The sequence below is a fragment of the Halomonas sp. A40-4 genome (assembly GCF_015767635.1).
Lineage (GTDB): Bacteria > Pseudomonadota > Gammaproteobacteria > Pseudomonadales > Halomonadaceae > Vreelandella > Vreelandella janggokensis.
Window position 1 is genome coordinate 3,655,081 of the sequence record NZ_CP065230.1, and the last position, 22,908, is coordinate 3,677,988.

22 protein-coding genes are annotated in these 22,908 nt (G+C 58.2%); 8 read left to right on the top strand and 14 right to left on the bottom strand.

From position 1 onward, the window contains the following. Positions 1-12: 12 nt before the first annotated feature. Both IT895_RS16995 and IT895_RS17000 read right to left on the bottom strand, forming a co-directional pair. Complete coding sequence (locus IT895_RS16995) at positions 13-576, bottom strand: TRAP transporter small permease (RefSeq protein ID WP_092824555.1); 564 nt, start codon at positions 574-576, stop codon at positions 13-15. A gap of 57 nt (positions 577-633) precedes the next feature. Beyond that, entirely contained in the window at positions 634-1,617 is a 984-nt protein-coding gene (locus IT895_RS17000) for a TRAP transporter substrate-binding protein (RefSeq protein ID WP_085919688.1), read from the bottom strand. 317 nt (positions 1,618-1,934) lie between these two features. Here IT895_RS17000 and IT895_RS17005 point away from each other — a divergent pair, with 317 nt between their 5' ends. The 3 genes from IT895_RS17005 to IT895_RS17015 are packed head-to-tail and all read left to right on the top strand — an operon-like array spanning position 1,935 to position 4,320. Further along, complete coding sequence (locus IT895_RS17005; RefSeq protein ID WP_199284149.1) at positions 1,935-2,687, top strand: 5-oxoprolinase subunit PxpA; 753 nt, start codon at positions 1,935-1,937, stop codon at positions 2,685-2,687. Next, entirely contained in the window at positions 2,684-3,388 is a 705-nt protein-coding gene (gene pxpB / locus IT895_RS17010) for a 5-oxoprolinase subunit PxpB (RefSeq protein WP_199284150.1), read from the top strand. Before IT895_RS17005 ends, pxpB begins: the two co-directional genes overlap by 4 nt. Further along, on the top strand, positions 3,385-4,320 hold the full coding sequence (locus tag IT895_RS17015; RefSeq protein ID WP_199284151.1) for a biotin-dependent carboxyltransferase family protein: 936 nt from the start codon (positions 3,385-3,387) through the stop codon (positions 4,318-4,320). Before pxpB ends, IT895_RS17015 begins: the two co-directional genes overlap by 4 nt. Here IT895_RS17015 and hmpA read toward each other — a convergent pair. After that, positions 4,317-5,486 (bottom strand): NO-inducible flavohemoprotein, encoded by a 1,170-nt coding sequence (gene hmpA / locus IT895_RS17020; RefSeq protein ID WP_199284152.1) that lies wholly within the window; start codon positions 5,484-5,486, stop codon positions 4,317-4,319. The genes IT895_RS17015 and hmpA overlap by 4 nt on opposite strands. 215 nt (positions 5,487-5,701) lie before the next feature. On the opposite strand from hmpA, the gene IT895_RS17025 reads away from it, so the two are divergent. Continuing rightward, positions 5,702-6,154, top strand: coding sequence for an Rrf2 family transcriptional regulator (locus IT895_RS17025; protein WP_085919683.1), 453 nt, complete (start codon positions 5,702-5,704; stop codon positions 6,152-6,154). Positions 6,155-6,233: 79 nt separating this feature from the next. On the opposite strand, the gene katG is transcribed toward IT895_RS17025, so the two are convergent. The 8 genes from katG to IT895_RS17065 all read right to left on the bottom strand — a co-directional run bounded on the left by katG (position 6,234) and on the right by IT895_RS17065 (position 17,542). Beyond that, positions 6,234-8,384: a catalase/peroxidase HPI gene (katG, locus tag IT895_RS17030; protein WP_085919682.1), complete on the bottom strand. Its 2,151-nt coding sequence runs from the start codon at positions 8,382-8,384 to the stop codon at positions 6,234-6,236. 207 nt (positions 8,385-8,591) lie between these two features. After that, entirely contained in the window at positions 8,592-9,602 is a 1,011-nt protein-coding gene (locus tag IT895_RS17035; RefSeq protein WP_199284153.1) for an aldo/keto reductase, read from the bottom strand. A 30-nt stretch (positions 9,603-9,632) separates the two neighbouring features. Then, positions 9,633-11,399: an ABC transporter transmembrane domain-containing protein gene (locus tag IT895_RS17040; protein ID WP_199284154.1), complete on the bottom strand. Its 1,767-nt coding sequence runs from the start codon at positions 11,397-11,399 to the stop codon at positions 9,633-9,635. Between the two features lie 126 nt (positions 11,400-11,525). Next, complete coding sequence (locus tag IT895_RS17045; RefSeq protein WP_199284155.1) at positions 11,526-12,968, bottom strand: NAD(P)(+) transhydrogenase (Re/Si-specific) subunit beta; 1,443 nt, start codon at positions 12,966-12,968, stop codon at positions 11,526-11,528. 16 nt (positions 12,969-12,984) lie between these two features. Further along, positions 12,985-14,556: a Re/Si-specific NAD(P)(+) transhydrogenase subunit alpha gene (locus tag IT895_RS17050; protein ID WP_085919679.1), complete on the bottom strand. Its 1,572-nt coding sequence runs from the start codon at positions 14,554-14,556 to the stop codon at positions 12,985-12,987. 322 nt (positions 14,557-14,878) lie between these two features. Beyond that, positions 14,879-16,156, bottom strand: coding sequence for an O-acetylhomoserine aminocarboxypropyltransferase/cysteine synthase family protein (locus IT895_RS17055; RefSeq protein WP_085919678.1), 1,278 nt, complete (start codon positions 16,154-16,156; stop codon positions 14,879-14,881). A gap of 106 nt (positions 16,157-16,262) precedes the next feature. Next, the gene (gene folE2, locus IT895_RS17060; protein WP_199284156.1) at positions 16,263-17,165 is read right to left on the bottom strand and encodes a GTP cyclohydrolase FolE2; all 903 of its coding nucleotides are present in this window, start codon (positions 17,163-17,165) and stop codon (positions 16,263-16,265) included. After that, a complete protein-coding gene (locus IT895_RS17065; RefSeq protein ID WP_233337291.1) occupies positions 17,162-17,542 on the bottom strand; it encodes a hypothetical protein in 381 nt (126 codons plus the stop codon). Before IT895_RS17065 ends, folE2 begins: the two co-directional genes overlap by 4 nt. Before the next feature lie 225 nt (positions 17,543-17,767). Here IT895_RS17065 and IT895_RS17070 point away from each other — a divergent pair, with 225 nt between their 5' ends. Next, a complete protein-coding gene (locus IT895_RS17070) occupies positions 17,768-18,388 on the top strand; it encodes a LysE family translocator (protein ID WP_085919676.1) in 621 nt (206 codons plus the stop codon). 33 nt (positions 18,389-18,421) lie between these two features. After that, the gene (locus IT895_RS17075; RefSeq protein ID WP_199284157.1) at positions 18,422-18,988 is read left to right on the top strand and encodes a flavin reductase family protein; all 567 of its coding nucleotides are present in this window, start codon (positions 18,422-18,424) and stop codon (positions 18,986-18,988) included. A gap of 26 nt (positions 18,989-19,014) precedes the next feature. On the opposite strand, the gene nfsA is transcribed toward IT895_RS17075, so the two are convergent. Beyond that, positions 19,015-19,749, bottom strand: coding sequence for an oxygen-insensitive NADPH nitroreductase (gene nfsA / locus IT895_RS17080; RefSeq protein WP_085919674.1), 735 nt, complete (start codon positions 19,747-19,749; stop codon positions 19,015-19,017). A gap of 169 nt (positions 19,750-19,918) precedes the next feature. Between nfsA and arfB the strand changes: the two genes are divergently transcribed. Continuing rightward, positions 19,919-20,332, top strand: a complete 414-nt coding sequence (gene arfB / locus IT895_RS17085; protein ID WP_085919673.1) for an alternative ribosome rescue aminoacyl-tRNA hydrolase ArfB — start codon at positions 19,919-19,921, stop codon at positions 20,330-20,332. A 128-nt stretch (positions 20,333-20,460) separates the two neighbouring features. On the opposite strand, the gene IT895_RS17090 is transcribed toward arfB, so the two are convergent. Then, a complete protein-coding gene (locus tag IT895_RS17090) occupies positions 20,461-20,667 on the bottom strand; it encodes a cold-shock protein (protein WP_085919672.1) in 207 nt (68 codons plus the stop codon). 340 nt (positions 20,668-21,007) lie between these two features. On the opposite strand from IT895_RS17090, the gene IT895_RS17095 reads away from it, so the two are divergent. Continuing rightward, entirely contained in the window at positions 21,008-22,177 is a 1,170-nt protein-coding gene (locus tag IT895_RS17095; protein ID WP_085919671.1) for an alpha-hydroxy acid oxidase, read from the top strand. A gap of 35 nt (positions 22,178-22,212) precedes the next feature. On the opposite strand, the gene IT895_RS17100 is transcribed toward IT895_RS17095, so the two are convergent. After that, positions 22,213-22,701: a pyridoxamine 5'-phosphate oxidase family protein gene (locus tag IT895_RS17100; protein WP_085919670.1), complete on the bottom strand. Its 489-nt coding sequence runs from the start codon at positions 22,699-22,701 to the stop codon at positions 22,213-22,215. Positions 22,702-22,908 lie beyond the last annotated feature (207 nt).

A 22,908-nucleotide genomic window follows, 5' to 3' on the forward strand; every position in this document is an offset into this window, starting at 1 on the left:
CTCCCACAAGGTTCAGGGGTCGTTGTTTTCTTCGCTGGCCATGACTTCGCGAAAACGTGATGGGTCCTTGAATGCCAGGCGCAGCGCCATCACCAGCGCCTCGCCCAGCGCCAAACACAGCAAGGCAACGCCGGTCACCAACACGGCTTGGGGAATCCACAGCGGAATCGACAAAAAGCCTGAGGAAACATCGTTATAGGCGATGCTTTCGCGGATCAACGCAATCAACCCGTAGCAGAGCAGCAGGCTAAGCGTCATCGCCACCATCAAGCCAAACACCTCGAACCAGACTCGGAGCGTCGAGGGAAGCCGGGTAATCAGCAAGGTTACCCGGATATGGGCGTGGTGGACGAAGGTATACGCCAAGCCTAGAAAGGTGGCACCAACCAGCAGATAAGATGCCATTTCAGAGACGCCGGTGATGCTGATGTTTAGTCGCGCGCTACCGACCATGACCAGTAGCGCATCGACCAACCTAGAAAACACCTGGGTCGAGACCAGCGCGCAAATCGCGATCATGCAAAGCGCAGCGCCCCAGGCACCCAGGCGATAAAGCTTATCGAATTTGAACGTCATCGGTTTGGCCTCTTGCGCGCAAAGCGGCGCAGTATCTGCGCCGCTCAACACAGGTCATCAATCCTCAAGTTGATCACGGTATGACTGCAGCGCTTCCTTGGCTTGATCGTCAGCCCGGGATTCCCAATCGGCAAACAGTTCATCACCCGCTTCCTGCAGTGCCTCCCCCACATCCTCGTTGGGTTCGGAAACGGTGATGCCGTTTTCTTTCAATATCGCCAGGCTTTCCTGGTTATCTTCGCGGCTCATTTCCCAGCCGCGCTCTTCGGCTTTCTCGGCCGCTTCCATCAAGGCATCCTGGGTGTCTTCGTCCAGCTGGTCAAAGCTGCGCTGGTTGATGAACACGATGTTCTTGGGTAGCCAGAGGTTGGCATCGGTGTAATGCGAGACGTAATCCCAGGCAGCCATCGAATTGCCCGTGGAACTCGAGGTGATCATGGCATCTACCCGGCCGGTGCTGAACGCTGTGGGGATATCGGACTCTTCCGTTTCGGTCGGGCTGCCCCCCAGGTTTTCGATAAACCGCTGAGTATTGATATTGGGCGCCCGCACACGCAAGCCGTCAAATTGATCCGGGTCGGTCAGCTCTTCAGCGGTATAGATACCCTGAGCAGGCCAGGGTACCGCGTAAAGCGGAATCAGGCCTTCTTCCTCAAACAGATCACTGATGATTGGCTTGGTGGCTTCCCAAAGCGCATAAGCTTCTTCATAGCCTCCGGCCACACCGGGTAGGGTATCCACCTCAAAAATCGGGTTTTCATTGGAGAGTACCGAGAGGAATATCTCCCCTGCGGCAATGGTGCCACGGCGTACCGATGGCTTGATTTCGCCGTGAGAAACGAGGGCACCACCGCTTTGCACGTTAATGGTCAGGTCCCCATCCGTTGCCTCGGCAACGTCTTCGGCGAACTGCTTGGTGTTTTGGGTATGAAAACTGGCATCGCCGTAAGGCGTTGCCATGGTCCATTCGGCGGCCTGAGCGGTCGCGGCGATGCTACATGCCGTGACCAGAAGCAGCGGCGTTGCAATGCGGGTACGCATGATTAAGCCCTCGTGTCGATAGGTTAGTACCTTGTGGTGTTACTGCACGCTTGACGTAGGCGGTGCTTTTCATCACCTTCAAGCCTATAGCCTAGTGCCGTTGATAATCTTATGAGATTTCGTCGTCAACCTTTTTTCCACGAAATAACAGCACGATAGATAGCGCATCAAGGCGTAACGCCAGCTAAAAGCTTGGCAGTGCCGCCAACGACTTCATATATTGAATAAATGCTTGATCGCTTTTTTTAATGACCATGGCTCTTTGATGACCATAGCTCTTTGATGAGAATAGCTCTTTGATAACTACAGGAGGCCCTATGCCCCTTCCGCTTCTCAACTGCGACATGGGTGAAAGCTTTGGCAACTGGTCGATTGGCCTGGACGACGAGGTGATGCCCTTTGTTGACTGCGCCAACATTGCCTGCGGCTATCATGCCTCCGACCCCCACGTCATGCGCCGCACGGTCAAACTCGCGGCTCGACACGGTGTGCGTATTGGCGCGCACCCCGGCTACCCTGACCTGATGGGCTTTGGTCGCCGCTCCATGGCCTGTTCACAAAGCGAGGTCGAGGATATGGTGCTCTACCAGATTGGCGCTCTGGCGGGTATCTGCCAGGCGGAGGGCACTCAGTTGAGCTACATCAAACCCCATGGCGCGCTCTACAACGATATGGCGGCCAACCCTGAACTGCTTGAAGGCGTGATGCGCGCAGTGCATGCCTATGACCCCGGCCTGCCGCTCATGATCATGGCCACTGCCAACCCCGAGCCGCACCGCGAGTTAGCCGCCAAGCTGAGGGTCAACCTGTGGTTCGAGACCTTTGCCGACCGGGCCTATGAAGCCAACGGCCACCTGGCCTCACGGCGGCTGCCCGATGCGGTCCACCATGAGCAGGCCACGATCGTCGACCAGGCCGTCATGCTGGCCAAAGGCGAACCCCTCACCGCCCGCGACGGAACCTCGCTGTCGTTACCCTGCGATACGCTTTGCGTTCACGGCGACAACCCCGAGTCTGTCGCCGCCGTGCGCGCCATCCGCGATGCATTTAATAATCTGGGGGCAGCATGAAGCTGCGTATCGAAACCGCCGGGATGGAAGCCTTGATGGTACGCCTTTTCGATACCATCGACGTCAGCAACATGGCCTGGATTCTGGCGGCTGACCAGGCGCTGCGCGATGCTTTTGGCGAGGCGCTGGTCGATTTGCTGCCGTCCTATACGACGCTGTTACTGCATTATGACTGCCGAACGCTTAGCCACCTCGACGCCCAGGCACGCGTGCAGGACGCCCTGACGGGCCTGACGCCCGCCGATACCCAGCAAGGCCAGCACCATGAGATCCCCGTCTGGTACGACGAGAGCGTCGGGCCGGATCTTGAGCGGGTGGCCAAGCGCGCGGGCATCAGCATTGCCGAGCTGGTTGATCAGCACTGCCAAGACGACTACTGCGTGTTCGCGCTGGGCTTTGCGCCGGGGTACGGCTTCATGGGCTTGGTGAATGACACCATTGCGACACCACGCCTGACCACTCCCAGGCGGCACGTGGCCGCCGGTAGCGTCGGCATCGCCGATCGTCAAACGGCCATTTACCCACTCCCCTCTCCCGGCGGATGGAACGTGTTGGGCCGCACGGCAGTGCCGCTATTCGAACACGCCAAACGCGGGGAACCGCTATTGCGTCCAGGCGACAGCGTACGCTTCCGGTCTATCTCCCGCGCCGACTTTGAGGCCCAGGGTGGCGATACCACGCCAATGGAGGAACGCTCGTGAGCCAGGCAGGATTAGTGGTAAAAAAGGCAGGGCCGCTGGCATTGGTTCAAGACGCAGGACGCTTTGGCGTGGGTCATCTGGGTGTCACCCAGGGCGGGGCTGCCGACTGGATCGCATTTCATTGGGCCAACTGGCTACTGGGCAACCCGCTCAACAGCGCTGCCCTTGAAATTGTCATGGGAGGTGGCCTGACGCTGGAAGCCGAGGACGAGGTAACGCTGGCACTGGCCGGTGCCGACCTGGCTGCCACCCTTGACGGCAAACCACTCGCACCCAACGCCAGCTTCAGCTTGCGCTCAGGACAGGAGTTGGCCTTTAAGCAGCCACGTCAGGGGTTACGCGCTTACCTGGCTTTTCCCGGGGGCCTGGATGCACCCGAGGTGCTTGGCAGCCGTTCGTGCACGGTCCGCGAGCAATTAGGCGGCCTGCAGGAGAACGGTCAGCCGCTCATGGCGGGCGAGCGCCTGACGTGGCGGGGAAGCTCTCAACCACCACGCACGCTGCCTGAAAACCTGACCCCGCTCATGCCAACGTCCGGCTGCCGCCTGCCCATCGTGCTTGGCTCCCAGGTAGCCAGTTTTTCCGGCAACAGCCTGTATCAGGCGTTTAATACGCCCTGGCAGGTCGATAACCGCGCCGACCGCATGGGCATTCGCCTGACCGGGCCGGTGCTTGGCGGCACGCTAAAGGGCATCGTTTCGGAGGGTATACCGCTGGGCGCCGTACAGGTCCCCCCCGACGGCCAGCCCATTGTGCTGATGAACGACCGCCAGACCATTGGCGGCTACCCACGCCTGGGGGCGTTGACACCAACCGCCTGTGCCACGCTTGCCCAGTGCCTGCCGGGCACCCAGGTATGGCTGACGCCGGTCAGCGTCAGCCAGGCCCAAGCCGCCTACCGTCGACAGTTCGCCCGCTGGATCTCCGATTAGGCCGCGTTAAGCGGCATGGCGGGACCGAAGTGCTCATAGTGGCGATGTGAATCCGCCACGCCCAGTTGCTTCAGCGCCTGCTCGACACCTTCCATCATGCCATGGGGGCCAACGAAGTAGCAGTGCGCGCCTTCGGGTAAATAATCGGCCAGCAGCGCCTGGTGGAGACGCCCTTGATGGTCGCCTTCGTCGCCTTGCTCAAATACGGTCACCAGCGTGAACTGTGCCGGATAGGCCTTTTCAAGCGCGCGTAGCTCATCGGCAAAGGCCCAATATTCAGGGCTTTGTGCCGCGTGCAGATAGACCACCCGGCGGCCCTGGCCAAGTGCCTGTTTGGCGATCGGCAGCAGCGGGGTCTGCCCCACACCGCCGCTGATCAGCATCAGCGGTGCGTCACCGGGTACCAGCGTCATCTCACCCGCCGGAGGAAGTAACTCGACAACCCCGCCATTGGCTAACTGATCGTGGAAGTAACGGCTCACGCGACCATCGCTCTCGCGCTTGATCGACACCCGGTAGGCGCGGCCGTTGGGTGTTGCCGACAGGCTATAGTGGCGGTGCACCGGCTCGCCGTCGATGGTCACCTTGACGCCGATGTACTGGCCGGGCGCATGCGCCGCCACCGGGCCGCCGTCTTCGGGCTCAAGGATGAACGACCGAATCACCGCGCTTTCCTGCTGGCTATCCGCCACGCGGAAACGCCGGGTGCCGCGCCAGCCGCCTTCACGTTGCTCAAACTCCTGATAGCGGTTTTCTTCCAGCTCGATCAATAAATCGGCAAGCTCCTGGTAGAGCGCTCCCCAGGCATCAGCGATCTCAGGGGTAACCGCATCGCCCAACACTTCACCAATCGCCATCATCAGGCACTCGCCCACAATCGGATACTGCTCCGGCAAAATGCCCAGCGATACGTGTTTGTTGACCACCGTTTCGAGCGTTTGACGGGCTTTCACTGGGTCTTCGCGCAAGCCTACATAGGCCAATACGGCGCCTGCCAATGCCCGGGGCTGGGCGCCGTTTTGCTGATGAACCTGATTGAAAAGCGGCTTCACGCTGGGGTAACGCTCAAACATCAGCGGGTAAAAACGCTGGGTGATGGTATTCAAGTGTTCCGCCACGACGGGCGCGGTGGCAGCAATTAACGCTTCTTGGTCTTGGGTAAGCATGGTGAGCCTCGCTGATTGAGTGATAGGGCGACGTTTTTTATTAAAGTAGTATATATAATACATCTTTAAGCGTTGCCGCCAACCTTCAGCGACAATCTGCCACATCACCCGGCTACCCGGCCTGGCCGCTGTCCTTGAGCGCGCTTCGCCTTGTCCCCAATTCACCGTATAATGGAAGTTTGAGCGATCGCCCTTCGACCCGTCGCGGACTGTCTATGCACCTGACCAGCTTTACCGATTATTCCATTCGCGTGCTGCTCTATCTGGCGGTAAAAGGCGAGGAGCGCGCAACGATCGACGAGATCGCCTCGACGTATAACGTATCGCGCCATCACGTGATGAAGATCGTCCAGGAGCTCAACCAAAAAGGTTACCTCACCGCCCTACGCGGCAAGCACGGCGGCCTGTGGCTGAAGCGCGACCCTGCCAGCATCAAACTCGGTGCCCTGGTGCGCGATACCGAGTCTGAATTTGGCTTGGTGGAATGCTTTCGCGACAAAAACGCCTGCGTTATCACCCCCGCCTGTCGTCTGCCGCCTGTACTGAATGAGGCATTGGAAGCGTTTTTTGCTGTGCTCGATCGCTACACCCTGGCAGATCTGCTGGAAGAGCGTTTGCCGCAGCTACGCCAGCTACTGCGCATTCCAGCGCTGAACGTGACGACCTAAACCACAGAAAAGAGCCGGCACTAGTGGCAAAAAAAAGGCGCTGCCCGAGGGCAGCGCCTTGTCGATGGCGGCGTCGCGCTTAAACGTCGAAGCGATCCGCGTTCATCACTTTCGTCCAGGCGGCGATAAAGTCGTTCACAAACTTCTCGCCATTGTCATCCTGGGCATAAACTTCCGCGTAGGAACGCAGCAGAGAGTTGGAGCCGAACACCAGGTCAACGCGCGTGGCGGTCCACTTGACGGCATCCGTTTTGCGGTCACGAATTTCGTAAGTGTTGTTACCTGCTGACTTCCAGGCATAACTCATGTCGGTCAGGTTAACGAAGAAGTCATTGGTCAACTGGCCTTCACGGTCGGTGAATACGCCATGCTTGGTGCCACCGAAGTTGGTGCCCAGGACACGCATACCACCGAGCAGAACCGTTAATTCCGGCCCGGTCAGGCCCATCAACTGCGCGCGGTCGAGGAGCATTTCTTCCGGCTTGACCACGTAATCTTTCTTCTGCCAGTTACGGAAACCATCGGCCAGCGGCTCGAGCGGCGCGAAGGAATCAGCGTCGGTCATCTCGTCAGTGGCGTCACCGCGACCCGGTGTGAAGGGTACAAGCGCCTCGTAACCCGCCGCTTTAGCCGCTTTCTCGATGCCTACGCTGCCGCCCAGCACGATCACATCGGCGATGCTGGCACCCGAGTCGGCAGAGATTTTTTCGTACACTGCCAGCACCTTGGCCAACCGCTCGGGCTCGTTACCCGCCCAGTCTTTCTGCGGGGCAAGACGAATACGCGCGCCGTTGGCACCGCCGCGCATGTCGGAACCGCGATAGGTCCGTGCGCTATCCCAGGCAGTGGTGATCATGTCGCTCTGGCTGAGACCACTTTCAGCAATCTGCTTTTTGACCTTCTCGACGGAGTAGTTGGTGTTACCCGCCGGAATGGGGTCCTGCCAGATCAGGTCTTCGTCGGGTACTTCCGGGCCAATGTAGCGTGCTTTCGGCCCCAGGTCGCGGTGGGTCAGCTTGAACCACGCCTTGGCGAACGTCGTCTTGAAGTACTCCGGGTCAGCCATGAATTTTTCGCAGTACGCCCGATAGGTCGGATCCATCTTCATCGCCATGTCCGCATCGGTCATGATCGGGTTATGACGTATCGACGGGTCACTGGCATCGACCGGCTTGTCTTCTTCCTTGATGTTCACCGGCTCCCACTGATTTGCGCCAGCAGGGCTCTTCCTGAGTTCCCATTCGTAGCCAAACAGCAGGTCAAAGTAACCCATGTCGAACTGGGTTGGGTTCGTCGTCCATGCGCCTTCGATACCCGATGTAACGGCATTGCTGGCCTTGCCGTCCATGTTGGGATTGCCCCAACCGAAGCCCTGATTCTCAACGTCTGAGGCTTCAGGCTCGGCATCCAGCACAGAGGCATCGCCATTACCGTGACACTTGCCCACAGTGTGACCACCAGCAGTCAGCGCGGCGGTTTCTTCGTCGTTCATCGCCATACGGGCGAAGGTTTCGCGTATCTGCTGACCGGTCTTCAGCGGATCCGACTGGCCGTTAACACCTTCGGGGTTAACGTAGATAAGGCCCATCTGGACGGCTGCCAGCGGGTTTTCCATGGTCTCGGGGCTATCGACATCTTCATAACGCTCATCTGAAGGCGCCAACCACTCTTTCTCATCGCCCCAATAGATATCTTTTTCCGGTTCCCAGATATCTTCACGGCCGAACGAGAACCCGTAGGACGGCAGCCCCATGGATTCATAGGCAACAGTACCGGCCAGGATCATCAGATCAGCCCAGCTGATCTTGTTGCCGTATTTTTTCTTGATCGGCCACAACAGACGACGCGCCTTATCAAGGCTGGTGTTATCGGGCCAGGAGTTGAGCGGCGCGAAGCGCTGGCTGCCGGTACCGCCGCCGCCACGACCATCGGCAATACGGTAGGTACCTGCCGAGTGCCATGCCATACGGATCATCAAACCGCCGTAATGACCCCAGTCTGCCGGCCACCATGATTGGCTATCGGTCATCAGGGCGTGAACATCCTGCTTGAGCGCATCAAAATCGAGCTTTCTGACTTCTTCCCGATAGTTGAAATCAGGGCTCATCGGATTGGATTTGCGATCTTGCTGATGCAGGATCTCCAGGTTGATGCCTTCCGGCCACCAATCCTTGTTGGACGTACCTGTGGAGGTGTTGCCCCCGTGCATTACCGGACATTTGCCGCTCATATTGCTCTCCCCTCAATTGCTTTTGTCGCTGGCAAGTACCAGCACAACCATCGATGGGTGCTCGCTAGTCGTATATGACCCCGCCAACACCGCATTTGTCTTGTTAATGTTTTAGACCACTATCGCCATAGTCTCAATTTGCATTTAACCAATGATTTAATAGCCTTGACCTATAAGCAATATGACTCACCCGTCAAGCACACTCGCCTAGCGGTTGACGGTAAACTCTTCGGTGTCGATGTCGGCCTGCTGGGCGTCGCTGTAGCGCCCGCCAGCGACCTGCTCGGGCGTCAGCATCGCGGTGAGTTGCTGACAGGTGGCGGCATCCAGATAGAGCGTCTCGGCCGAGAGGTTATCGCGCATATGGGCCATCGAGGTGGAACCGGGGATCGGAATGACGTCGGCGCCCTGGGCATTGACCCACGCCAACGCCAGCTGAGCAGAGGTAACACCTAGACGCTTGGCAAGCCGTGTGACGTCATCGAGCAACTCCCGGTTATGGGCAAAGTTATCCGGGCTGAAGCGCGGCATATGACGGCGCATGTCGCCCTCGGGCAAGCGCGCCGGGTCACTGATCGCCTCGGCCAGGAACCCGCGCCCCAGCGGGCTGAACGCCACCAAGGCCGTGTTCGTCTCCCGGCAGGCCTTTAGCAGGGCAATCTCGGGATTGCGCGTCCACAGCGAGTATTCAGACTGCACGGCGGCAATGGGGTATTCCGTCACTGCACGGCGCAGCGTCGCCGCGGAAATTTCGGAAAGCCCCACCCCGCCGATCTTGCCCGCATCCACCAGACGGCCCAGCGCCCCGACGCTTTCCTCGATCGGCACCTGGCGGTCGAGGCGGTGCAGGTAATAGATATCGATGTGATCGGTTTGCAGACGTTTAAGGCTGGCCTCGCACTGGCGACGCAGCGTGTCGGGGTGCCCATTGATCACCCGCTTGTTTGTCTCGAGGTCAATCGCCATGCCGCACTTGCTGGCCAGTAGCACCTGCTCACGCTTCCCCTTCAGCGCGCGGCCAAGCAGCGTTTCGTTGGCCGTGGCGCCGTAGAGCGTGGCGGTATCAAAGTGGCGATAGCCCATATCGAACGCTGAATCGAGGGCGCGCAGCGCCTCCGGCTCGGGCACTTGCTGACCGTAGCCGTGGGAAAGGTTCATGCAGCCAAGCCCGATCGAGGGGGCGTGGACGGCGCGGAGGCGTTGAAGAAAACTCGACATGGCAATTCCCGTATTGATCACGCAACTGTTTTATAACGTTTCACCACCAAACTGCAACGCGACCAAATGGCGATAGAGCCCACTGGTCGTGATCAGCTCGCGGTGCGTTCCCGCCGCCACCAACCGCCCGCCGTCGAACACCAGCAGGCGATCCGCGGCGATCACTGTGGCCAGCCGGTGGGCAATGACGATGCTGGTGCGCCCGACCATCAGCCGATCCAGCGCCTGCTGGACAAGGCGCTCGCTTTCCGCATCCAGCGCGCTGGTGGCTTCATCCAGCAACAGCACGGCAGGATCTTTGAGCAGCGCCCGGGCGATGGCAAGGCGCTGACGTTGACCGCCGGAAAGCTGCACGCCTCCAGGGCCAAGGGGCGTATCGAAACCTTGCGGAAGCGCATCGATAAAGTCCAGAGCGCTGGCATCCTGGGCTGCCATGCGTAGCCTTTCATTACTCGCTTCAGCGTCCCCATAGCGTAGATTCTCGGCCACCGTACCACTGAACAGCACCGGCGCCTGCGCCACCAGCCCCATGACACGGCGCAAGGCCACCAGATCCAGGGTGCGGATATCGTAGCCATCCAGGGTGACTTGCCCCTGACTTGGATCGTAAAAACGCAGCAACAACGCCAGCAAGGTACTTTTACCGGCCCCCGAGGGTCCCACCACGGCGACCCGTTCGCCCGGCTGAATATGCAGATCAACATCAACCAGCGCCGGGGTTTCCCGGCCAGGATAGGTGAAGCTTAAGTTTTCCAGCGCAATATCGCCCTGTGATGGTCTGGGCAGGGCTTGCGGCGGCACGGGGGACTGGATCCTGGGTTGGGTATCGAGCAACTCCAGCAGGCGTTCCGCCGCCCCCGCCGCACGCTGCACGTCGCCTGCCACTTCGGCCAGGGTGGCAATCGCTCCTGCCGCCAGCACCGCGTAGAAGATGAACGCCGAGAGCTCACCGGGGCTCATGGTGCCGGCCAATACGGCCTGACCGCCCTGCCAGAGCATCAAGCCCACGGCGGTGAATACCACCAGCATGGCGATGCCGGTCAGCCAGGCGCGCTGCTGGGTGCGTTCAACGGCACTGGAGAAAGCTTGCTCTACACGCTCGCTATAATGCGTCTTATCCACCGGCTCGTGGGTAAACGCCTGAAGCGTCTGGATGCCACTCAGCGCTTCTTCGGCATAGCGGCCAAGCTCGGCCACCCGATCCTGACTGGTGCGCGACAGCCGCCTGACACGCCGGCCGTACCACACAATAGGTAACAGCGTCGCCGGAATGCCGATCAGCACCATCGCCGACAGCCACGGCTGGGTCACCAGCATGAGCACCACGGCGCCTACCAGCATGACCAGGTTACGCAGCGCCAGCGACACCGACGAGCCGAACAGGCTTTGCAGGACGCTGGTATCCGCCGTCAGCCTCGAGGCAATCTCACCAGCGGCGCGGCCGTCGCTTGCGCTCTCGAAAAAGCTCGGCTCCAGGGTCAGCAAATGGTCAAACACGCGCTGGCGCAAGTCGGCCGCCAGCCGCTCGCCGATCCAGGTCACCTGGTAGTAGCGTAGCGCGGACGCCAGCGCCAGTACCGTCACCACGGCCAGCATCAGCGCCAGCGATTGGGCCAGCGCCTGCTGATTCGCAGCCAGAAACCCACGATCGATCACCAGACGCAGTCCGTTGCCCAGCAGCAGAACGCTCCCCGAGGCCAACAAAAGCGCCAGGCCTGCCAGGGCCAGCCGCACCCGATAGGGGCGAAGCAGCCCCAGCAGGCGCAGCAGCACGCGGGGGTCAGGGCGTTGGTTCATGGTAGCGAGTGCCCCAAAAAGAAGGCGGTCAATGACCATAGCAGGCGTATCGAGGGCCTGCACAGCATAAAAAAGCCCGCGATGGCTCGCGGGCTTCGTTCTGGATCGTTATCTGCGTGGGTCGACCTATTCGACCATCGGCAGTAGCGAGTTGATGCTGTCGCGGGCGTCGCCGTAGAACATGCGGCTGTTTTCCTTGAAGAACAGCGGGTTCTCGATCCCCGAGTAGCCGGTGCCCTGGCCACGCTTGCAGATGAACACCTGCTTGGCTTCCCAGACCTTCAACACGGGCATGCCAGCGATCGGGCTGTTGGGGTCTTCCTCGGCAGCCGGATTGACGATGTCGTTGGAACCGATAACGATGACGACGTCGGTGGTGGCAAAATCATCATTGATTTCATCCATTTCCAACACGATATCGTACGGCACCTTGGCCTCGGCGAGCAGCACGTTCATATGCCCCGGCAGACGTCCCGCCACGGGGTGAATACCGAAGCGGACTTCCTTACCCGCCGCACGAAGCTTGCGTACCAGGTCGCTGACGGCGGTTTGCGCCTGCGCCACTGCCATGCCGTAACCCGGCACGATAACGACGCTGTCGGCGTCGTTCAAGGCACTGGCTACTCCGTTTGCATCAATCGCCACCTGCTCGCCTTCGATCTCGGCGGCCGGCCCTTGGGTGCCGCCAAAGCCGCCCAGGATCACGCTGATGAAGTTACGGTTCATCGCCTTGCACATGATATACGAGAGAATGGCACCCGATGAGCCCACCAGTGCGCCGGTGACGATCAGCAGGTCGTTGGATAGCGTGAAACCGATGGCAGCTGCCGCCCAGCCCGAGTAGCTGTTGAGCATGGAGACCACGACCGGCATGTCCGCCCCGCCGATGCCCATGATCAGGTGGTAGCCGATAAAGAACGCCAGCGCTGCCAGCAGGATCAGCGTCCAGAAGCCCGCGCCGTTGAGGTACATGATCGCCAGCAGAAGCGACAGCGCCGCTGCCCCGGCGTTGAGCATATGCCCACCCGGCAGCTGCTTCGGCTTACCGTCAACCTTGCCAGCCAGCTTGCCAAAGGCGATGACCGAGCCGGTAAAGGTCACCGCGCCGATGAAGATCCCCAGCACCACCTCGATCTGCAGGAACATCAGCTCATCGGGGGCTTTGGTCGCCACCAGCGCGGCAAAGGCGGAAAACTCCTGCATCGCGCCATCGGCGGCCTGTGCCGCCATCACCCGACGGCGCTCCAGATCCGCGCTCCAGGCAACAAACACCGCGGCCAGACCGACAAAACTATGCAGTGCGGCCACCAGCTGGGGCATTTCGGTCATCTCGACCTTTTTAGCCAGGTATACCCCGATGGCGGCGCCGATAATCATCATCGGAATCAGCCACCAGTAGCCACCGATACCGGGGCCAAAGGCAGTGAAGAACACCGCTACCGCCATGCCGACGATGCCGTACCACACCGCTCGCTTGGCTTTCTCCTGGTTACTCAACCCCCCCAATGAGAGGATAAACAAAACACTTGCCGCGATCGCCGCAGCAGATACGAATCCTTGACCTAACATATCGTTTCTCCGCTGCTTAGGATTTCTGGAACATGGCGAGCATCCGGCGTGTCACCAGGAAGCCACCCACGATATTAATGGTCGCAATCAGCACCGAAATGGCGGCTAATATGCCGACGATCACGCTACTCGTGCCGATCTGCAGGATAGCGCCGAGAATGATGATGCCCGAGATTGCGTTGGTCACCGCCATGAGTGGCGTGTGCAGCGAGTGGCTGACGTTCCAGATCACCTGGAAACCGATAAAGCAGGCCAATACAAACACAATGAAGTGCTGCATGAACGAGACGGGCGCCACCTGGCCAAGCAGCAGCATGAGGGCACCACCTATCGCCAACAAGCCTGCCTGTCGCTTGGTCTGAGCCTTGAACGCCGCATGCTCGGCGGCTTTTTTCTCCTCCGGCGTCGGTTCCTTTTCTTTCTTCTTCGGCGGAGCCGCGCCAATCGCTTTCACTTTGGGCGGCGGCGGCGGGAAGGTGATCTCGCCTTGATGCGCGACGGTGGCACCACGGATCACGTCGTCATCCATGTTGTGATTGATCACACCGTCTTTCTCGGGGGTGAGATCGGTCAGCATATGACGGATATTGGTGGCGTACAGCAGCGACGCCTGGGTGGCCATGCGCGAGGGGAAATCGGTGTAACCCACCACGACCACGCCGTTATCACTCACCACACGCTCGTCGGGCTTGGTCAGGTCACAGTTGCCGCCTTTCTCGGCTGCCAGGTCGATAATCACCGAGCCGGGCTTCATCGCGGCAACCATATCCTCAAGCCACAGCTTGGGAGCTGGCTTACCGGGAATCAGCGCGGTGGTAATCACGATATCCACATCCGGCGCCTGCTCGCGGAAACACTCAAGCTGTTTTTCGCGGAACTCGGGGCTGGAAGGTGCCGCGTAACCACCGCTTTCGGAACCGTCCTGGCTTTCGTCAAATTCGAGGAACAGGAACTCGGCGCCCATGGATTCAATCTGTTCAGACACTTCGGGGCGCACGTCAAAGGCGCGCACAACGGCGCCCAGGCTGGTTGCCGTACCGATCGCCGCCAAGCCCGCCACGCCAGCGCCGACCACCAGCACTTTGGCAGGCGGGACCTTGCCGGCGGCGGTGACCTGACCGGTAAAGAAGCGGCCGAAGTTGTTGCCTGCCTCAATGACGGCACGGTAACCCGCAATATTGGCCATGGACGATAGCGCGTCCATCTTCTGTGCCCGGGAAATACGCGGCACCATGTCCATCGCCACCACGGTGGCACCCTGCGCCTTGCAGGCTTCCAGCAGCGCTTCGTTTTGCGCTGGCCAGAAGAAGGTAATCAGGGTTTGACCTTCGTGCAGCTGCTTGACTTCGTCATCGGAAGGCTCGCGGACTTTAATGACCACCTCGGCGTCGCGCCACAGCGCATCAGCGCCGTCTACAACGCTCACGCCCGCGTCGCGATACGCGGCGTCACTAAAGCCCGCCGCCTCACCGGCGCCAGCTTCAATCAGGCACTCATGGCCCAGCTTCTGAATATGTTGGGCGCTCTCGGGGGTGAGCGCGACGCGCGCCTCCCCCCGGGCACTTTCTTTCGGTGCGCCTATTTTCACTCGCATTCTCCTTTATTGTATGACGTAAGCTTTACCTTCCTGCAGTGCCGCGGGTCAAACGTTGGGCACTGTCCATTTTCGACGTTAGTCAAAGCGCTTCTCAGCCGCCTAGGATCTAACGCCATCATCGCCAGATACTATTCAACCTTTGATTCAACTGCGTTGTTTAATTACAACATGGACCCAGACCAGTGTGCATGATGGCCCCGATAACGTCTAAATTCGTTAGCAAGCTCATAAAATCCTGATCAAACCACCTATCAGCATAACGATTAGGGTACCGCCATTTGACGTGGGAGCGTCATGCTCGCTTCCATTAGCGTCACGACCCTTGTGAGGCCGCCAACGCTTGATCAATATCCGCCAGCAGGTCGTCGATATGCTCAATACCGATCGACAGGCGCACCATATCCGGTGTGACACCAGCGGTTTTGAGCTCTTCCTCATTCAGTTGGCGGTGCGTGGTCGACGCCGGAATGGAAGAACAGCTCTTGGCATCGCCGATATTGACCAGCCGCAGAATGAGCGCCAGGGCATCGTAGAAGCGCTCACCGGCGGCCTGGCCCCCTTCAATGCCGAAACTGAGAATCCCCGAGGCGTGGCCGTTCATGTACTGCTTGGCCAGCGCGTGATCGGGGTGATTTTCCAAGCCGGCATAATGCACCCAGGTGACCAATGGGTGGCTTTCCAGGTGCTTGGCAACGGCCAGGGCATTCGCACAGATGCGTTCGATGCGAAGTGACAGGGTTTCCAGCCCCTGAAGCAGGTTCCAGGCCGCCTGGGCAGAAAGCGCCGCGCCCATATTGCGCAAAGGCACGACACGGGCCCTCGCAATAAAGGCCGCATCGCCCACATCGCGGGTATAGCTCACGCCGTGATAGGAGACATCGGGCTCAGTGAGTAGAGGAAAGCGATTGGCGTTCGCGGCCCAGGGGAAGGTGCCCGAATCCACGATCACGCCGCCCACGGTGGTGCCGTGGCCACCGATATATTTGGTGGCGGAATGGATGACGATATCCGCCCCGTGTTCAATCGGCCGACACAGGAACGGCGTCGCGGTGGTGTTATCGACCATCACCGGCACCCCGTGACGATGAGCCGCCTCGGCGAGCTTCGCCAGGTCGACCACTCCCCCCGAGGGGTTACCAATACTTTCGCAGAAAACCGCTTTGGTTCGCTCGTCGATCAGTGCTTCGATGCCTTGGATATCGTCCTTGTCGGCAAAACGCACCTGAATACCCTGGCGTGGCAAGGTGTGGGCGAACAGATTGTAGGTGCCGCCATACAGCTCGCTGATCGAAACAATGTTATCGCCCGCTTCGGCGATGGTCTGGATCGCATAGGTGATCGCCGCCATCCCCGACGCCACCGCCAGCCCGGCGATACCGCCCTCCAGCGCAGCGACCCGCTGTTCCAACACGGCACAGGTGGGGTTCATGATGCGCGAGTAGATGTTGCCTTCCACTTTAAGATCAAACAGATCCGCCGCGTGCTGCGCATTGTCAAAGGAAAACGACGTGGTTTGATGAATCGGCACCGCCACGGCGTTTTGGGAATCGGGCGAATAGCCATGGTGGAGAGCAATGGTTTCTGGCTTCATGAGGACGGCTCGCTATTTTTTATTGAGGTTCGTTACTGATCCTAAACAAGCACCGCACGGAAGGCCAATAATCGTTTAGCGTCTAGTAGCAAGCGCCCCGTCACATTTACCCATTCCACTCGCTGCGTGCCACCGCATTGTGGGCGTGGAGGCTCTCGGCATGCACGACCTTGAGCTGAAAACCGCTTACACCCGGTGCTTGCCGCAGGGCTTTATCGACCCGCCGTGCCGCGTCTTCGCAGAACATCAGGTTTTGCCCGTTGGCGAGGGCGAAGGCCTGCTCGTCGATACGTTTCACCGCGGTTTGCAGTGCGGTGCCTAGCGCCGTTTCGATACGATCAATCGTACTCTCCAGCCAGTCTGCAATGGGCAATTCATCGTTTTCGCCTTCTGCTAAACGCAGCGAGCACTCGACAAAGCTGCGCTGACTGTGGGGCGTGGCTAATATACCCTCTTCGCTGCCCAGCCATGCCAGTACCGCCGATTGGGTTAACGGAATTTCCGAAAAATCCTCCTTAAAGGCTTGCTGGATAGACTGCCGCGCCAGCGCCGCCGAGCAGGGGCATGTGGATGAATAGCCCACCGTCACCCCTAGCTCAGCCTGAAAACCATCAGGCGTTAATTGGCAGCACATTGAAAAGGGGTAGCTTTTCCACCCGGCGAGCGGACTAATAAGGGCTTGCCGCTTGAGCGGCAGTTCTCCTTCCACATTCAGGTACGCATGCTGGGATAACCCCTCCTGGATGGTTAAAAACGCGCTCAATATGTCTTTCACGGCTGGCAAGGTAAGCGGTGCGTCCTCAAGCGGTGACAGCGCCAAATACAGCCGCGACATATGGATACCGCGCGCTTCGCTATCATCAAGGCTCACCCCTGCGTCCAGTTTGACTATCACGCTGCGAGTACCCAACTGTGCAGGTAGCGCAATGCCCTCCATGCCCACCCAGGTCAAGGTACTCGGTAAGCGAGTAGTTTGGCTGGCGATATCGGGTAAGGTTAAAACGGTCATTGGGCTACCTCTTGAGATGAGTTGAAGAAGTTGTAAAGCTCGGCCACGGTGTCGTGCGCCACGTTTTGGGTAATAAACACAAAGCGTGATACGCGATCAGCCTGACGCAATGCCAGCCGCAGTTCCTCTTCAAAGGAGGCTTGATCCGATTCGTCACTGTCGCGCTCACGGGAGGCGATCACCTCTTTCATTTCATTTAAGTGCACCTCAATTTCGGCACGCTCATCGAGCAGCCGCTGGCGGAAAAATGCCAGCTGCTCGGCGTTCATATAGTCACTGGGTGGCATGGCCAATAGCTTGGCTTCCCAGACTTTATCAACTGGCGCTCCCTGAGCATCGGTGCTTGCCTGCTTCCTGTGCGTAATGTGCTCACTCATACATAAACCTCACCATATAAAACGTTATAACGTAACATAAAGATTCACGAATGAATAACACCCGCCGCTATAGCCCACTACCATCCACTTAAAACAAATGCTGAGGGACTGGCTGTACTTCGCTCGCGATTGTGTTGCAGGGATAGCTTTCGGCTGACATCGCTATCGAAGTAAAACTATAGTAATAGCTATCACTAGTGATCTAAGTTCAAGAAGGTTAACGCTATGTCGATTGAACTCTGGCTGTCGTTTGTACTGGCCTCGTTTTTGGTGATCGCCTCCCCCGGCCCCGCGGTGGCTCTACTGGTCATGACCGGCATCAACCAGGGACGCAAGGCAGCTTTAGCGATGCTGCCCGGCTTTTTCTTGGGCGACCTGGTGGCGATGTCACTTTCGTTTGCCGGCGTAGGCGCCCTGCTGATGGCGTCGGCGGAGCTATTCGCCATCGTTAAATGGCTAGGGGTTCTCTATCTGCTTTATCTAGGCATCAAGATGTGGCGAGAATCCGGCCAACTGAATGACCTGGAAGCCTCTGGTGCCAACGTCAAGCAAGGCACTGCCAAGGCCTTTTGGGTGACACTCCTGAACCCCAAAAGCATTCTTTTCTTCATGGCCTTCATGCCGCAGTTCATTACCCAGAGCCATCCGTTGGCGCCCCAGTTGGCGATTCTGTTTACCACCTTTCTGGCAATAGGGGTCATCTCGGATTTCGGCTACACACTGCTGTCGACGACAAGCCGGAAACTGATGACCGCCAAGTTTCGCCGTCTTTTACACCGCTGCGGTGCCGGTAGCTTGATCGGCGCGGGGGTATTGATGACAGTGATGCGCCGCCCGAGCGCTTGACCCAGTTCAATCAAACCCAATCGGAGGTTGTTGATGACACACCCGACGATGATGAAGGAAGACTTTCCTGTCTCGAATACCAGACACTTTCTCGAGCCCGGCCCGATTGTGCTGGTTTCATCGCAATGGCAAGCGCAACCCAACATCATGACCCTGGGGTGGCACATGGTCATGGCGTTTTCGCCCTCGCTCATCGGGTGCGTTATCGCCGCTGGCAATCACTCCCACGCGCTTGTACATCATAGCGGGGAATGCGTGATCAATATTCCCTCGGCGTCGCTTGTCGATACGGTGGTGAGTATCGGGAACTGCTCCGGGAGCGAGGTCGACAAATTCAAGACCTTTGACCTCACTCCAGGCAAAGCAGAGAAGGTGGGGGCCCCGCTGATTGAGGAGTGCTACGCGTCCTTTGAGTGCCAACTACGCGATGACGCCATGGTTGAACGCTACAACCTGTTTATCTTTGAGGTCGTGAAAGCCCATGTAGCGCCCTCGGCCGATGATGAGGAATCGCTGCACTACCGGGGCATGGGGGAATTCATGCTGTCAGGCAACACCATCGACCGTACTGCATTATTCAAACCGTCGATGCTTGTCTAAGTAGATCGGCGGCGCAGGCTTTTCCCTCACTGCATCTTGAATCCTTTCTCGATCAGAAATTCACGCATATGCGGACGCAGCTTTTGGGTAAATAACGGCGTCAGGTTGTGCGACCAATCCGTGTCTTTGTTGCCACCTTTACGGCCCTGATAGTAGGTTTGCATGGTTTGGTCGAAGGCTGCGACTTGCTCAGAGTCATCGCTGTAATGATTTTCCTTGAGCACCGCCTCAACCGGTAGGCGTGGTTTAACATCGGGGTCATGAGCGGGATAGCCGATGCACATACCAAATACCGGGTAGACATGCGTCGGCAGGTCCAGCAGGTCACTGACCGCCTGGGGATTATTGCGTATCCCGCCGATATAGCAGATGCCGAGCCCTTCCGACTCCGCCGCAATGGCCACGTTTTGCGCTACCAGCGATACATCCACCGTGGCGACCAGCAACTGTTCGGTCATGCCGCTGATGACGTCCTCCTCCCCAGTGCGCTCGGCGGCTTCAAGCGGGCGCTTCATGTCGGCACAGAAGACCAAAAACTCGCTGCAGCTTGCCACGTAGCCCTGGCCGCCGGTTAGCTCGACCAACTGTTCACGTTTCGCCATATCGGTGACACGCATCACACTGTAGGCTTGAATATGGCTGGACGTCGCGGCGCCCTGCCCAGCGCGGATCAGTTCAGTTAATAATCCGTCGGGCATCTCGCGCGACTCAAACTTGCGGATCGAACGGTGCGAGGTCAGCAGCTTGATAACGTCGTTCATCGGCTTCTCCATGGCATAAAAAAACTACCTATTATAAACATATAGGATCTTTTGACGTTTCATTCGCACCGCGATGAAACGTCAAAAGGCCCTAAACGGATTGCGACGCTCGTCGCCAGTCAAACCATTTATGACATTTTACGATCAACCCAGTATGCCAAGGAGTCCTATGCTACGTATTTCCAACAATGTGGAGCTGGCTGAATGGGAAATCGAGCTGCACCCCATTCGTGCGCAGGGAGCTGGCGGCCAGAACGTCAACAAGGTGGCCTCGGCCATCCATCTGCGTTTCGACATTCATCGCTCGAGTTTGCCGCCCTTCTACAAAGAGCGGCTTCTGGCGCTGACCGATCAGCGCATCACCCAGGAAGGCGTGATCATCATCAAGGCCCAGCGCTATCGCACCCAGGAGCAAAACCGCGAAGATGCCCTGGCAAGGCTACGGGAATTGATTCGCGCAGCGGTCAAGCAGCAAAAAACGCGCAAGCCGACAAGACCCACCCGTTCCGCCAAGCGCAAACGGGTGGATGCCAAAACGCGTAAAGGCAAAACCAAGAATCTGCGGGGTAAAGTGACGCTTTGATACATGCTGGAGCGGTCGGCACGCACACTTTTCAACACAAAAACGCCGGGGTAGATACGCAAAAACCCCGCACATGGCGGGGTTTTAAGCTTACCGACGCGTCGGTAACCAACGTTATAGCATGTCGTTCACGACAGTACTTTAATGTTGGAAGCTTGAAGGCCTTTTTGACCCTGAGTGACGTCAAAAGAAACCTCTTGACCGTCTTGCAGGGATTTGAAGCCTTCAGCCTGAATTTCGGAGAAATGCGCAAACAGGTCGTCGCCGCCTTCTGATGTAGAAATGAAGCCGTAGCCTTTTGCGTCGTTAAACCATTTTACTGTGCCAGTTGCCATGATCGAAATCCTCGATTTAGCGAAATGTATGCCGGGGAAATACCCGAGTTGCGATGGGTAGAACAAGAAACTTTCACCAGGCTCAAACACTAAAGATGCTTCGATGCTACTGACTACGTTCAACTTGCTATCCAACTGCCACCACCTTGCGCTTTCATAACCCACACGTCAACAGCGCGAACGAAAAAACCGGAGTGCGATGACGCCTTATCGTCCTGCCGTTTAATTTTATGCCGGGCTATGTATTCAAGGCGGTATTCTGTTAAAAAAGTCATTGGTGGTGGTCTGGGTCTGCTGCCGAGAACGTCTGCTGCCATTCTTACACTTCATAGGATTACACATGCCGGTCTATACCAATATCGAAGATCTCCGTCGTCGTTATGTCCGCCGCACGCCCAAGATGTTCTATGACTATGCTGAGTCGGGCAGTTGGACAGAGCAGACCTTTCGCGAAAACACCAGCGACTTTCAGCACATCCACCTCAAGCAGCGAGTGGCGGTCGACATGTCGGGGCGTACCACGCGCAATCAGATGATCGGCGAAGACGTGGCCATGCCGGTGGCCCTGGCGCCAGTGGGGCTGACCGGCATGCAGTCCGCTGACGGTGAGATCAAGGCGGCGCGGGCAGCCGAGAAATTCGGCGTGCCATACACCCTGTCGACCATGTCGATCTGTTCGATTGAAGACGTTGCCGAGCACACCACCAAGCCGTTTTGGTTCCAGGTATACACGCTCAAAGATGACGATTTCATGCGCCGTCTGATCGAACGCGCCAGAGCGGCGAAGTGTTCCGCGATTGTGGTGACGGTGGATCTGCAGGTGCTTGGCCAACGCCATAAAGACATCAAGAATGGGCTGTCAGCGCCCCCCAAATTGACCCCTCGCTCAATCGCCAACATGGCCACCAAGATTCCCTGGGGGCTTGAAATGCTGCAAACCAAGCGGCGCTCATTTGGCAATATCGTCGGCCATGCCAAAGGGGTGACGGACCCTTCGTCATTATCAACCTGGACGGCGGAAGCGTTTGATGTATCGCTGGACTGGAATCGAATTGCTCAATTCAAGGAGTGGTGGGGCGGCAAACTGATCGTCAAAGGCATCATGGCGCCAGAAGATGCGCGTCGTGCCGCCGAGATCGGCGTGGATGCCATCATCGTTTCCAACCACGGGGGGCGCCAACTGGATGGTGCCATGAGCTCTATCCGTATGCTGCCCGCCATCATGGACGCCGTGGGCGACAAGGTGGAGGTGCATCTCGATTCGGGGATTCGCTCGGGTCAGGATGTCCTCAAGGCACTTGCGCTGGGTGCCAAAGGCACCTACATCGGTAGAGCCTACACCTATGGACTGGGCGCTGCGGGCGAGGCCGGCGTCACTCGGGCGCTGGAGATCATCCACAAGGAGTTGGACACCACCATGGCACTTTGCGGTGAAACCGATACCCGCAACCTTGGTGAGCACAACCTGTATGTGCCTCAAGGCTTTGGCGACCCCACCGTCAAACTCTAATACCAGACGGGCGGCTTGGTTGCCGCCCGGCTGAACTAGCCACCGAACTTTTCGTTTTCGCCAAGGTTTGGTGTCGTGTCTTTTTTGACGTTGGCTTTGGCTACCTCATATAGCTGGAACGCCTTGCTTTCCTTGGCTTTCCAGTGCTCACCCATCTGCACCTTGACTTCCAGCAGGGCCACGTCAGGATCGTCTTTGCCTTCTGGGAACCAGGCCGCGATGAAAGGGTTCCAGTATCTTTCAATCAGATCGCGGCTATCGGTGAGGTTGGCCTTGCCCGATAGCGACACGTAGATACCCTCTTCCTGATCAGAGAAGCTAAGGCATACATCATGATCACGCTCGGTTTCGGTTACCTTTTCAGCACTGCGCCGGGTGAAGAACCACAGAGTACCGTCATAGTCATCCTGCACCAGATGCATCGGCCTGGCTCGCGGGACATCGTCATCCAGCGTTACTAGCATGCCGACTTTAATGTCTTTGATCATCTTCCATATTTTCTGCTTATGCTCAGGGCTGGACATAACGTCAACCTCCTGTTGAATAAAAACTGATGTATCATGCGTTACACACAACTTGTACAAGACTAGTCGCCATTACCAATATCAGCAAACATCCATGCTGGATGGCTGCTTGAAAGCGCTCGCGCCAAACAAGAAAAAGCCTGCGATTGCTCGCAGGCTTTATGGGGTCTTGCTATTTAATCAACCCAGCCAGGCTGGCTGATTAAC